At 63.3% G+C, this 13,158-nt stretch carries 11 protein-coding genes and 1 pseudogene; 5 read left to right on the forward strand and 7 right to left on the reverse strand.

All coding sequences use genetic code 11. The features are described from left to right. Positions 1-110 precede the first annotated feature (110 nt). The 4 genes from RT21_RS04460 to RT21_RS04475 are packed head-to-tail and all read right to left on the reverse strand — an operon-like array spanning position 111 to position 3,536. A complete protein-coding gene (locus RT21_RS04460; protein ID WP_046161782.1) occupies positions 111-749 on the reverse strand; it encodes a hypothetical protein in 639 nt (212 codons plus the stop codon). Then, on the reverse strand, positions 746-2,029 hold the full coding sequence (hemL, locus tag RT21_RS04465; protein WP_046161783.1) for a glutamate-1-semialdehyde 2,1-aminomutase: 1,284 nt from the start codon (positions 2,027-2,029) through the stop codon (positions 746-748). The genes RT21_RS04460 and hemL overlap by 4 nt, the downstream gene beginning before the upstream one ends. 60 nt (positions 2,030-2,089) lie before the next feature. Next, positions 2,090-2,728, reverse strand: coding sequence for a thiamine phosphate synthase (gene thiE, locus RT21_RS04470; RefSeq protein WP_046161784.1), 639 nt, complete (start codon positions 2,726-2,728; stop codon positions 2,090-2,092). 13 nt (positions 2,729-2,741) lie between these two features. Then, positions 2,742-3,536 carry a hydroxymethylpyrimidine/phosphomethylpyrimidine kinase gene (locus RT21_RS04475; protein WP_045424087.1) on the reverse strand — a complete coding sequence of 265 codons (795 nt, stop codon included), beginning with the start codon at positions 3,534-3,536 and terminating at the stop codon, positions 2,742-2,744. Positions 3,537-3,803: 267 nt separating this feature from the next. On the opposite strand from RT21_RS04475, the gene RT21_RS04480 reads away from it, so the two are divergent. Next, the gene (locus tag RT21_RS04480; RefSeq protein WP_046161785.1) at positions 3,804-5,744 is read left to right on the forward strand and encodes a sensor histidine kinase; all 1,941 of its coding nucleotides are present in this window, start codon (positions 3,804-3,806) and stop codon (positions 5,742-5,744) included. 241 nt (positions 5,745-5,985) lie between these two features. Then, positions 5,986-7,635: an acyl-CoA dehydrogenase family protein gene (locus RT21_RS04485; RefSeq protein ID WP_046161786.1), complete on the forward strand. Its 1,650-nt coding sequence runs from the start codon at positions 5,986-5,988 to the stop codon at positions 7,633-7,635. Positions 7,636-7,638: 3 nt separating this feature from the next. Here the strand turns inward: RT21_RS04485 and RT21_RS04490 are convergent, their stop codons facing one another. Continuing rightward, positions 7,639-8,619, reverse strand: coding sequence for a threonine dehydratase (locus RT21_RS04490; RefSeq protein WP_046161787.1), 981 nt, complete (start codon positions 8,617-8,619; stop codon positions 7,639-7,641). 80 nt (positions 8,620-8,699) lie between these two features. On the opposite strand from RT21_RS04490, the pseudogene RT21_RS04495 reads away from it, so the two are divergent. From RT21_RS04495 to RT21_RS04505, 3 genes and pseudogenes are all read left to right on the forward strand, one after another. Then, positions 8,700-10,027, forward strand: a pseudogene (locus tag RT21_RS04495) (PLP-dependent aminotransferase family protein). A gap of 76 nt (positions 10,028-10,103) precedes the next feature. After that, complete coding sequence (gene amn / locus RT21_RS04500; RefSeq protein ID WP_046161788.1) at positions 10,104-11,576, forward strand: AMP nucleosidase; 1,473 nt, start codon at positions 10,104-10,106, stop codon at positions 11,574-11,576. 81 nt (positions 11,577-11,657) lie between these two features. After that, complete coding sequence (locus tag RT21_RS04505) at positions 11,658-11,900, forward strand: DUF2789 domain-containing protein (protein ID WP_045424103.1); 243 nt, start codon at positions 11,658-11,660, stop codon at positions 11,898-11,900. Between the two features lie 18 nt (positions 11,901-11,918). Here the strand turns inward: RT21_RS04505 and RT21_RS04510 are convergent, their stop codons facing one another. Next, positions 11,919-12,491 carry a HupE/UreJ family protein gene (locus RT21_RS04510; protein WP_046161789.1) on the reverse strand — a complete coding sequence of 191 codons (573 nt, stop codon included), beginning with the start codon at positions 12,489-12,491 and terminating at the stop codon, positions 11,919-11,921. Positions 12,492-12,519: 28 nt separating this feature from the next. Continuing rightward, the gene (ureG, locus tag RT21_RS04515) at positions 12,520-13,134 is read right to left on the reverse strand and encodes an urease accessory protein UreG (RefSeq protein WP_045424108.1); all 615 of its coding nucleotides are present in this window, start codon (positions 13,132-13,134) and stop codon (positions 12,520-12,522) included. Positions 13,135-13,158: the final 24 nt, after the last annotated feature.

A 13,158-nucleotide genomic window follows, 5' to 3' on the forward strand; every position in this document is an offset into this window, starting at 1 on the left:
TCGAAGATCAGGGCGGTGACTGAAAGGTTCGGCGTGAAACGAGCCGACTGTCACATTATGGATAAGCGGTGGCCTGCTTACAAAGGCTTTAACGGCAGGCTTGCAGCTTTTTATGTGGGCGCAGGGCTTTGTTCTCGCATATTCCCGGGTAGATGGAGCAATAGCCAGGCGATGATCGGAATGGCCAGTGCCAGCCACAGCTGCTGATAGGCCTGCAGCGGGTTGGAGCTGAGCAGCAGCCCAGCCCAGGGGAGCAGAGCCATGAGTAAAACGCCGCCAGCCAACCCCGCCGCGGCCTGCAGGCGTGCAGGCCATTGCAGCAAGCCTGCATAAGCCACCAGCAGAGCGCTCAGCAAACCCAGCGAAAGCGCATACGGCGCGCTCCAGCCCAGCTGCCTGGCCAGTTCAAAAAACGCACACAACCCAATCACTACACGGCCCCAGGTGGGGCGGCTCCAGATCCATCTGCGCGACAGAGTCAGCGCGACTACGCCGACGAGCGGCAAGCCAAGCAGCAAGGTTGCCTGCAGCAGCCAGCGTTCCGCTTCGAGCGTATCAGCACCTAACGCTAGGCGTGCCGCCGCGCATGCACCTGTCCCGGCCGCCAGAGTGAACGCAAGCAGTGCCGAGAACAGAGCCGGTTGATCCGGCTCGCCGTAGCCGCGCCGGGCGCTGCCGATCCAGATGGCGCTCGCCAACCCCGTCAGGGTCAGCAGCACGGCTTGTAGTAGGTCGGGGATCAGGTTCATTTCAGCTGAGCGAAGGCGTGCTCGGCGGCATCCAGGGTGATCTGCAACTCCTTGTCGCCATGAACGATGGAGGTGAAGCCGGCTTCGAACGCGCTGGGCGCCAGGTACACGCCGCCCTCAAGCATCAGATGGAAGAAACGTTTGAAGCGCTCGGCGTCGCTGGTCATTACGTCGTCGAACGTGACGATGTTATCCGCTTCGCTGAAATACAGACCGAACATGCCGCCCACCTGGGTGGTGACGAACGGGATGCCGGCGGCTTCAGCCCGCTCTTTCAGGCCCTGCAGCATACGCGTGGTGTAAGCGGTGAGCTCCTCATGAAAACCGGGGCGTTTGATCAGCTTCAGCGTCGTCAAGCCGGCCGCCATCGCCAACGGGTTACCTGACAAGGTGCCGGCCTGATAAACCGGGCCCAGCGGGGCGATGCGCTCCATGATGGCGCGCTTGCCGCCGAAACAGCCGACCGGCATGCCGCCGCCAATGATCTTGCCAAAGGTGGTCAGGTCCGGGGTAACGCCGTAATGGGCCTGAGCGCCGCCGAGGGCGACGCGGAAGCCGGTCATCACTTCATCGAAGATAAGCACCACGCCGTGTTTGTCGCACTGCTCGCGCAGCCCCTGTAAATAACCGGGCGCAGGCGGTACGCAGTTCATGTTGCCTGCGACCGGCTCGACGATGATGCAGGCCACTTCGCTGCCCACTTCGGCGAGCATCTGCTCGACAGCGGCCAGGTCGTTGAAGGGCAGCGTCAGGGTGTGCTTGGCGAATGCTGCCGGTACCCCCGCAGAACTGGGAACGCCTTGGGTCAGGGCACCTGAGCCTGCCTTGACCAGCAGGCTGTCGGAGTGGCCGTGGTAGCAGCCTTCGAACTTGATGATGCTGTCACGTCCGGTATAGCCACGTGCCAGGCGGATCGCGCTCATGGTCGCCTCGGTGCCGGAGCTGACCATGCGCATCATTTCCATGGACGGCACCAGGCTGCAGACCAGCTCGGCCATTTCGGTTTCCATGGCGGTCGGTGCACCGTAGGACAATCCGTGTTGCAGCTGATTGCGGACCGCGTCGAGTACGTCAGGATGGCTGTGCCCCAGAATCATCGGGCCCCAGGAACCGACGTAATCTACGTAGCGATTGTCATCTTCGTCGGTGACATAGGCGCCTTCGGCGTGCTTGAAGAATAACGGCGTGCCGCCAACGCTGCGGAAGGCGCGTACCGGTGAGTTCACGCCGCCTGGAATTCGGTTCTGAGCACTTGCGAAGAGGGTTTCGGAACGGGACATAGTGCCTCTCTCGATACAGGAATAGGTTTGAGGAGCACGGCGGCTGGAGCCGTGCCGTGTTCAATTAATAGTGAAGAGTTCGCTGAAGGCCCGCGCGCGGCGTTCGACCTCGTTCGCCGAATCGGCAGCGAACAAGGCGTGGACGACGGCGATCAGACTGGCGCCCTTGGCGATCAGGCCTGGCGCATTGTCCAGCGTCACGCCGCCAATCGCGGTGATCGGCACGCTGAACCGCTGTCGGGCCTCTGCCAGCAGTTCAGGCGTTGCCGAGGGCGCGCCGGGCTTGGTGTTGGAGTCGAAGAACCGGCCAAACGCGATATAGCTGGCGCCCTCACGGATGGCCTGCTCAGCCAGATCCAGGCGCGCATGACAGGTCGCTCCAATGATGGCCTTGCGGCCGAGCAGGGCGCGGGCCGCTGAGAGCGATCCGTCTTCCTGGCCGAGATGCAGGCCGACGCCCAGGCGGGCGGCAAGCTCGGCATCATCGTTGATGATCAACTGGGCGCCGTGACGATCGCAAAGTTCGCGCAAGGCCTCGGCCTCGCGCAGACGCCGTCTGTCATCCTCGGACTTGTCGCGGTATTGCAGCAGCCGAGCACCGCCTTTGAGCGCCGCCTCGGCATAGGGCAGCAGCCGCCCGTCGGCCAAGAGCTTGCTGTCGGTGATCGCGTAGAGCCCGCGCAGTTTGGTGTCTTTCATGGCAGCGCTCCGGTCAGGCCAGATCCAGCGGTAGGCGTCGTGGAATATATTGGCCACGGCCTGGTGCTTCGGCGTCACGCAGGGTGCGCCAGGTGTAATCGAGGGCGGATTTCACCGCGCTGGCCAGGTCCTCGCCCAGCGCCAGCCTTCCGGATAACGCACTGGCCAGGGTGCAGCCGGACCCGTGATAGCTGCCGGGCAGGCGCTGGCAGCTGAAATCGTAGCGGCTGCCATCGCGCGAGTAGAGTCGGTTGTGGACTTCGGTCTCGTCGCCATGGCCTCCGGTGATCAGCAGGTGGCGGATGAAGGGCAACAGCTTTTCCGCGCATTCATCGGCGCTGCCTTCCGGAAGCTCGGCAAGAATCCGTGCTTCAGGCAGGTTCGGCGTGGCTATGGTAGATACTGGAAATAGCCGTTCGCGCATTGCGTAGCCGACTTCGTCCTTGCCCAGCGCGCCGCCGCCGCCGGCGCGCAGCACCGGATCACAGACCAGAGGGATGCCAGGCAGCTTCTGCATGATTTCCAATACGGTCTCGACCATCTCAACCGAGCCGAGCATGCCCAGTTTGACTGCGGCTACTGGCAAGTCGGCTATGACGGCGTCAGCCTGAGCCAGCACCCACTCGCGATCGAGCACGCGAAAGTCGGTGACGTTGACGGTGTCCTGAACGGTCAGTGCAGTGACCGCCGGGGCGGCGTGACAGCCCTGGGCGATCAGCGCTTCGATGTCGGCTTGTAGCCCAGCCCCGCCACTCGGGTCGTGGCCGGAAAGGCAAAGAACGACAGGGCGGGAGCAATGGCCGGACATCGATGGGTTCCCCGAGTCATGGTGTGGTGGGTCCGGCCGAGGCTAGGCGCAGCCGGATTTTCATGGCGTGCGAGCTTATCACCAATCCTCCCGGGCAGCTCGCGCCGGCACGGCTCGCGGTTGCCGCCGCGTACGTCCGTCCGGTGGCACGCATGGCGTCGGTTCTGTGGCGCCAGAACCATGTTAAAGTGCCAGCACTTAGCTTCGGCTGTGTGTATTCGGGAGAACGGGGGGTTCTTCTGGCGCAGCTCGACGGATTGCCTCCCCATGCACCATATTCTTCTTTTACTGCTCGCCCTGCTGCCAGCGATGTCGGGTGCCGTCGAGCTCAACAGCAATACCCAGCGTCTTCCACTCGGCCAGGTCATGGCGGTGCTGGAGGACCCCAGCCGCGAAGCCACCATCGCAGACGTGGTCGCGCTCGATGCCGCGGGGCGCTTCGTCGAGAGCGATGAGGATGTGCTCAATGCTGGTTACTCACGCTCGGCGTTCTGGCTGCGTATCGATCTGAACTACCGTGCCGAGCCGCCAGCCGAACACAGCCGCTGGTGGCTGGAACTGGCGTATCCGCCGCTCGACCATCTCGACCTCTATCTGCCGGATGGGCGCGGTGGTTATCGCCTTGCGCAGCAGAGCGGCGACGCATTGCCGTTCCATGAGCGCCAGATCAGGCAACGCAATCATCTGTTCGACCTGCAGCTAGCGCCTAACCAGCCACAGCGAATCTACCTGCGGTTGGAAAGTCAGGGCTCGATTCAGATCCCGCTCACCCTTTGGTCGCCGGTGGCCTACCTGGAAGAACAATCCGGGCACATCTATGTGCTGGCGATCATCTACGGCGTGTTGCTGGTGATGCTGTTCTACAACCTGTTCATCTACCTCAGCGTCCGCGATCGCAGCTACCTCTATTACATCCTCTACATCGCTTCGTTCGGCCTATATCAGGTATCGGTGAACGGTCTCGGCGTTCAGTATCTCTGGCCGAACTGGGCGTGGTGGGCCAATGCATCGACGCCATTTCTCATCGGTGCGGCGGGTCTGTTCGGCTGTCAGTTCGCGCGCAGCTTTCTGCATACGAGCGAGCACAGCCCCTGGATCGACCGTGCCCTGATGCTGCTGATGGGGCTGGGGGCGGTGACGATGATCGTATCGCTGACCTCCAGTTACGCGCTGGCGCTGCGGATGGCGACCTTCCTTGCACTCTGGTTCATTCTGGTTATTTTCGTCGCCGCCATTGTGGCCTGGCATCGAGGGATGCGCGTTGCGCGCTATTTCTTGATCGCCTGGTCGGCCTTTCTCATCGGCGGGCAGATCAACACGCTGATGGTCCTGGGTTACCTGCCGCATAACTTCATCACCATGTATGCCGGCCAGATCGGCTCGGCGCTCGAGGTGGCGCTGTTGTCGTTGGCCCTGGCCGACCGGATCAACATGATGAAGGAAGAGCGTGCCCAGGTGCTCATGGATACCGGGCGTAAACTCGAAGCCATGAACCGCGAACTGGCCGAGAGCAACCGTCTCAAGGATCAGTTCCTCGCCAACGTCACCCACGAATTACGAACTCCGATGCACGGCGTGATCGGCAGTCTCGACCTGATGCGTACCCTGGAACTGAGTGGTGAGCTAGAGCAGTACCAGCGCATCGCAAGCGGGTCGGCGCGCGACATGATGCAACTGGTCAACGACATTCTCGCCTTGACTGAACTGCAGGCGGGCAAGCTGCGGGTGCGCAACGCGCCGTTCAGCTTGCGGCTGTTGGCCGATGAGCTTTATGCGGAGTACGGCGCGCGGGCTGCAACGCGCGGGTTGAGCTTCGATCTCGAACTCGATGGTCAGCTACCGGAAATACTGGCTGGTGACGGCGGCAAGCTGAAACAGAGCCTGGGCTACCTGCTCGACAACGCCATCAAGTTCACCTTGCGCGGGGGCGTCACGCTTTCGGTCAACGGATACGAGGCCGCGCCCGGTTACATGCTGGATGTAACGGTGATCGATACCGGAGTGGGGTTCGACGCTCCGGTCGATGACTCGCTATTCGAGTATTTCCGTCAACTCGATGGCAGCATGACTCGCCAGTACGGTGGGCTGGGAATTGGCCTGTCTCTATGCAAACAGCTGGTTGAGTTGCAGGGCGGAACGGTCTCCTGCCAATCCGAACCGGGTCGCGGCAGCCGCTTCCAGGTATTACTACCGGTAGAGCTGACCTGAAGGTGCAACGCTGAGCGCCTGCGCCTAAGGCTGCGGCCTGTTTCGCCCTTGCTACGCGCAGACTTTTGGCCGAAACCTCACTTTTGCCCGGCATACCTGCGTGCTTCACTTCTTTGGTGGGTGCCACCAGCCGGTGCCCCGCATCGGCCCGGCGATTCATTCGCGGTGACAGCGGTGAGTATCGCTAATCCCTAGTTGCATGCCGTCGGGCCCCTTGCCGCATCTGCCGAGGAGACCCGATATGAGCCTGCTGCAATACGCCGAAACCCACGAGGTGCTGAATCAGGTCCCGCCATTGGACGGTGCCAACCTGTACCGTCTCGACCTGCCGCTTCAGGATTGGGTGAGGCGATACCGGGGCGGCTGGGCCGAATCGCGGCTGGATGCTTACGGCGCGTTGGCCGGTGGGCCGCTGATGGCTGCCGGGTTTCTGGCCAACGAGAACAAGCCGGTGTTCAAGAGCCATGACCGCTACGGACACCGCATTGATCTGGTGGAGTTTCATCCGGCTTATCACCAGCTGATGAGTGCCGCAATTGCCCATGGCATCCCGTCACTGCCCTGGACCGATCCGCAATCCGGCGCCCAGGTGGTGCGTGCCGGTTTGATGTATTTGCACAATCAGGCCGAGGCCGGCAGCAGCTGCCCGTTGACCATGACCTACGCCAGCGTTCCCGCCCTGCGACAGCAGCCTGGGATTGCCGACGTCTGGCTGCCAAAGATCCTTAGCCGGGAATACGACCCACGCAACCTGCCGATGGAGCAGAAAAGCGGCGTCACCATCGGCATGGCCATGACCGAAAAACAGGGCGGCACCGACGTGCGCGCCAACACCACTCGTGCACATGCCGTCGGGGCGCGCGGGCCAGGCCAGGAGTACGAGCTGGTCGGGCACAAGTGGTTCTGTTCGGCGCCGATGTGTGATGCCTTCCTGACCCTGGCGCAGACCGAACAAGGCTTGTCGTGCTTCCTTCTGCCGCGGCATAGACCCGATGGCAGCCGTAACCAGTTCTATATCCAGCGGCTGAAAAACAAACTGGGCAACTGGTCGAATGCATCCAGCGAAGTCGAATACCGCAGCGCACTGGCCTGGATGATCGGTGAGGAGGGGCGCGGTGTGCCGACCATCATCGAGATGGTCTCCTCGACCCGTTTTGATTGCATGATCGGCTCCAGCTCATTGATGCGCCAAGCGCTGACCCAGGCCATGCACCATTGCACGCATAGGCAGGTGGGTGGTCGTGCCTTGATTGAACAACCGCTGATGCAGAACGTGTTGGCCGACCTGGCGTTGGAGAGCGAGGCTGCGCTGGCGCTGACCATGCGCATGGGTCGCGCGCTGGACAATCCGTTCGACGAACAGGAGGAGAAGTTCGCCCGGCTGGTCACGGCGATCGGCAAGTACTGGATCTGCAAACGCGCCCCGGAAATGGTCGCCGAAGCCAGCGAATGCCTCGGCGGCGCCGGCTACGTTGAGGAGACGATCATGCCGCGGCTCTACCGCGAAGCGCCGGTGAACTCCATCTGGGAAGGCTCAGGCAATGTGCAGTGCCTGGATGTCCTGCGTGCGCTTTCCAAGGAGGCTGGTGTGCTGGAAGTACTGTTCGCCGAGCTGGGCGACGGTCATGGCGATGTGCGTCTGCAGCATCACATCAAAGGGCTGCAAACGGCTTTTACCGATAAAGGCGACATCCAGTACCGCGCGCGTCAGCTCACCGAAGACGTAGCCGTCGCGCTGCAGGCCAAGCTGCTGCTTGAAGCGGGTAACGATAAAGTCTCGGATGCGTTCATCGCCAGCCGCCTGGCGGGCAACGGCCGGGCCTTCGGCACGCTGCCGCGCGGCCTCGACATCAGCGCGCTGCTGGCGCGCAGTGCGCCGTTTACCGAGTGAGGTTCAGACGTTCTGGCCAGCCGCTTGGCGCGGCTCAGCCAGAATCCCTGCCAACACGTCGCGGTCGATGTTGGTACCACTGAGCACCACTCCAATGCGCTCGCCACGGTTGTGTTCGCGCTCCTGCATCGCGGCGGCCAGCGCGGCAGCGCCGGCGCCTTCGGCAAGGTTATGGGTGTCTTCGTGGAAGGCGACGATGGCCTGACGGATTTCGGCGTCATCGACGCGCACGATGCGCGCCGCGCCTTTGCGAATGATCTCCAGAGCGTCCGGCGACGGGATGCGGCATGCCATCCCATCGGCAAAGGTGTTCGCTGTTTCCGTACAGACGATGCGGCCTTGCTCGAAGCTCTGTGCATAGGCATCGGCAGCGCTGGACACCACGCCGATGATCTCCGTGTTCAGACCCAGCAGGTCGCGGGTTCGGATCATCCCGCAGATGCCTGAGCCAAGCCCGATGGGCACATAAACCCGTCGCAGGTACGGCACCGCTTCGAGGAATACCAGCGCATAGGTGGCGACACCTTTGATCAGGTCCGGATGCAGGGATGGGACAAAATGCCAGCCGTTGGCCTCAGCCAGCTCCGCGGCGCGCTGGCGGGCGGTATCGAAGTCGCGACCGTACTCGACGACCCGAGCACCACATGCACGCATGGCGGCGTTCTTTTCCGCCGAGTTGCCTTCAGGCACCAGAACCTGCAGGCGTAAACCTGCGTTGCGTGCGGCCATCGCCAGGCTGATGCCGTGATTGCCACGGGTTGCGGTGACGAGGCCCGGCAAGCGCGGTTCACGCTTGATCAGCTCATGGATATAGAGCACACCGCCGCGCACCTTGAAAGCACCGGCTGGCGTGTGGTTCTCGTGCTTGACCCAGACTTGGCAGCCAAGCCGTTCGGCCAGCAGCGGCCACGCGTATTGCGGGGTTGGCGGGACGCTCTGGTGAATCAGTTCGGCTGCCTGACGCAGTTGCTGTAGATCGAACATCGACGGCTCCTTGGCGGGTTTGACGTCGATCCTAGGTGGCGGGCATTGTATGGGTAAATATTTATATTGCATGGCAAACAATGTGGTTACCCAAACTCGAATCTGATGACCTACCGCGCTACCTGGCGCTGGTCGATGCCATTGCATCGGCCATTGCACGTGGCGAGCTGCGGCCTGGGGATCGACTGCCGCCGCAGCGGCGGCTGGCCTGGGCGCTCGGCCTCAACCCCAGCACGGCAATGCAGGCCTACCGCGAAGCGGCGCGTCGGCATCTCGTCGGTGGCGAGGTAGGGCGTGGTACTTATGTGCTCGCCGGCAGCCGCGAGGCCAGCCTGTTCCGGCTGAAGACGCCGGAGGCTCATCCGGAACTGGTCGACCTGTCGACCAACCTGCCGGTCCTCGACCCCGACGATGACGACATGCAGCGCAGCATCGCGTCACTATGCGCGATGGGTGAGCTGGCGAGCCTGCAAGGTTATCCCTCGGCGCGCAGTCTGCAGCGTGGCCAGCTGGCAGTGAGCGGCTGGTTGCGTGGTCGGACGCTCGAAATCCCGCCGCAGCAGGTGATGCTTTGTGCCGGGGCGCAGCAGGGCGTTTTCGCTGCGCTGATCGGATTGTGCGAGCCAGGCGAGCCGGTACTGGTCGAAGCCCTGACCTCCCCCGGTATCAAGGCCGCCGGGCGTCAGTTACGACTGCCGCTGCACGGGGTCGCAATGGACGAGTTCGGCATTCTGCCGGACGATCTCGACCGCCTGGCCCGCGCGACCTCGGCACGCGTGGCCGTCCTGACGCCGTGCATGCAGAACCCGACCGCCGTGAGCATGGATACGCAGCGCCGCGAGGCTATCGCCGCCGTGGCGCGACGGCGAGGCCTGCTGATCATCGAAGATGATATCTACGGCGCACTTGGCGACGAGCCACCACTGGCTGCCGCACCCTGCTGATCAGCAGTCTGTCGAAGACGGTCGCGCCCGGGTTGCGCCTGGGCTTTATTGCCGGGCCGGACGAGTGGTTGTCGCGTATCGATCCGGAACGGCAGGCGACCAGTTGGGCCTTATCGACGCTATGCCTGCAGATTGGCTGCGAATGGCTTGAAGACGGCACCGCGGCGCGTCGGCTGGCCTGGCAACGTGAGCAGATGACCCGGCGTTGGCGGCTGGCGCAGAAACTGCTTGGGTCTCCCTCGTCAAATGCCTCGCCGCATCTCTGGCTGGAATTGGCAGACGGTCAAAGTCTGCCGGAGCTGTGCCGGGATGCGGGGATCGAAGCGGCTGCAGCGGCCGTGTTCGCGGTCGGCCATGGCGCGCCGAATGCGCTGCGTCTGAGCCTGACTGCGGCGCCCAGCCTGGCGATATTGAAGGCGCGGCTGGAGTCGCTGGCGCTGCGAATAGCCGCGTCTGATCGATGATCGCAGCACTGCGGTGCTACCGCTGTCATCGAACAGCAGGCAAGATGTTTTCAACGAATCAACAAGGAAACCCACCATGAATCCAGCAGGCGAGACTTTTCGCATTGCCACCAGCGCAGAAGCGGCCGTGGACCACCTTGCCGAGCTCCACCAGCATGCCACGCGCTCGCTGAATCAGGCGCTCAAGCGCTACGTCAAGACGCGTCAGGAGCCCGACGCGGCCGAGCGCGCGGAGTATCGCTATCCGGAATTGCGCCTTACGTACGAATGCCACGGCGAGGTGCCGGCTTCCACCCGTGCCTACGCCAAGGTGCAGGCACCGGGCGTTTACAGCGTGACCGTGACCCATCCGGCGTCGTTCCGCAGCTACCTGCTTGACCAGCTGCGACCGCTGATCAAGGACTTCGGCGTCAAAGTCGAGGTGGGCATCAGTGAACGCAACATTCCCTATCCCTATGTGATCGAGCAGGGCGATGAACTGGCCGGGACCGGTGTGACTGCCGCCGAACTGGCGCGGGTGTTCCCCAGCACCGATCTATCCGCCGCCACCGATGACATCGCCGACGGCCTGTATGACTGGGAGCATGCCGATCCCTACCCGCTGGCGCTCTTCGATGGTGCGCGGGTGGATTTCTCGCTGCGCCGGCTGGTGCATTACACCGGTAGCGACTGGCGCCACGTGCAGCCCTGGATTCTGCTGACCAACTACCACCGCTACGTCGATCAGTTCATTCGTCACGGTCTCGACATGCTGCGCGACGACACCCGTTTCGTGCGCATGGTGCTGCCGGGCAACATCATCATCGAGCGCGGCATGGAGGAGGGCGAAGCCCAGGCGATCATTGGCGGTGTGCTCTGGCATCGCTACCAGATGCCGGCCTATCACCTGCAGGCCAAAGATGGCGATGGCGTCACCCTGGTTAACATCGGCGTCGGTCCATCGAATGCCAAGAACATCACCGATCACCTGGCCGTCCTGCGCCCCCATTGCTGGTTGATGATCGGCCACTGCGGCGGGCTGCGGCAATCGCAGTCCATCGGCGACTACGTGCTGGCCCACGCCTACATGCGCCGTGACGGGATTCTCGACCGGGTTCTGCCGCCGCATATCCCGCTGCCGGCGCTGGCGGAAGTGCAGCAGGCGCTACAGGAAGCGGCAGCGCAGGTAACTGGTGAGCAGGGCGAAGCGCTCAAGCGGCGCCTGCGCACCGGTACGGTGCTGACCTACGATGATCGCAATTGGGAATTGCGCTGGGCTCAGGAGCGGCCGCTGATTAACCTCTCCCGCGCGGTCGCAGTGGACATGGAAAGCGGCACCATCGCCGCTCAGGGCTATCGCCTGCGGGTGCCTTACGGGACGCTGCTCTGCGTGTCGGACAAGCCGCTGCACAGCGAAATCAAGCTGCCAGGCTCGGCCAACGCTTTCTATGAGCGCGCCGTGACCCAGCACCTGAAGATCGGCATCGCCGCGCTCGACCTCTTGCGCACCCAGCTCAACTCGCTGCACTCGCGCAAGCTGCGCAGCTTCGACGAGCCGCCGTTCCGCTGATTCGACACGCACTGCCGGCGCTTTTTCGGGAATGAGCGATACTCAAGGCGTTCATTCCCGCGTTAGCTCCGGAGGTTCAACATGGAACAGTCGATCCACGCCTTCCATAACTTGTTCGAGCAATTGGGCCTGCCCAACGACGATGGCTCGATCAGGCGCTTCATCGAAACCCACTCGCCCCTGGCCGAAGACGTCTACCTGGCGGATGCATCTTTCTGGACGCCGGCCCAGGCGGCTTTCCTGCGCGAGGAGATTCTGGAGGATGCCGATTGGGCCGAAGTGGTGGATCGCCTCAATGTCGCGCTGCGACGCCGCTACCACTGAGGCGCACGGTTGGCTCGCTCAGCTGGCCAGTAGCCAGGCGCCGGTGAATGCCGAGGCTGCACCGGCGATGCGTACCAGTGGCGCCGCGGCCTGCGGCAGAAAGCGCGCTAGCGCGTAACCGGCGGCATGCAGGGCGGCGGTGGCGGCGACGAAACCGACGGCATAACCCCACGGGCTGGACAGCTCCGGCAGTTCCAGGCCGTGTGCGACGCCGTGGCTGGCGGCGAACAGGACGGTCAGCGCGGCGGCGATGGCCAGCGGCGGACGCACCGCCAGGGCAACCAGCAAGCCGAGGGCCAGCACGGAGCCGGCGATGCCGGTTTCCATCAGCGGCATCTCGAAGCCGGCGAAACCGGCCAGCCCGCCGAACAGCATCGTCACAACGAAGGTCAGCGGCAACGCCCAGCGAGCAGTGCCTTGCTGCTGTGCGGCCCAAAGGCCGACGGCAAGCATGGCCAGTAGGTGGTCGAGTCCGAACACGGGATGGGCCAGGCCTGCCAGTACGCCGGCATGGTCGTGACCTGGGTGGGCGAAGGCCATTGCCGGGCTGAGTAACAGGCCAACGGCGAGCAGCGGTTTGCGCAGATTCATGAGAGCTCCTTTGGTTTGATACGGTTGTTCAGGCGGCACTGAGCATTCCCTGTTTTTCGATGAAGGCGATGATCTCGTCGAGGCCCTGGCCAACCTTCTGGTTGCTGAACACGAAGGGCTTGTCGCCGCGCATCTTGCGGGTGTCGCGGTCCATGACCTCCAGCGAGGCGCCGACCATGGGTGCCAGGTCGACCTTGTTGATCACCAGCAGATCGGATTTGCAGATGCCCGGCCCGCCCTTGCGTGGCAGCTTGTCGCCGGCCGACACGTCGATCACGTAGATGGTCAGGTCCGACAGCTCCGGACTGAAGGTGGCCGACAGATTGTCGCCACCGGACTCGACGATGATCAGGTCCAGCCCTGGGAAGCGCCGGTTTAGCTGTTCGACGGCTTCCAGATTGATCGAAGCATCCTCGCGGATCGCGGTGTGCGGGCAACCGCCAGTCTCGACGCCGATGATGCGCTCGGGCGCCAGGGCCTCGTTGCGTACGAGAAATTGCGCGTCTTCCTGGGTGTAGATGTCGTTGGTGACCACGGCCAGGTTGTAGCGCTCGCGCAGGGCCAGGCAGAGGGCGAGGGTCAGGGCAGTCTTGCCGGAGCCGACCGGCCCGCCGATGCCGATGCGCAGGGGTTGGGTGTTCATCGTCTGTTTCCTCTTGTGAAAGCG

This window comes from Pseudomonas sp. 10B238 (genome assembly GCF_000970615.1).
Lineage (GTDB): Bacteria > Pseudomonadota > Gammaproteobacteria > Pseudomonadales > Pseudomonadaceae > Stutzerimonas.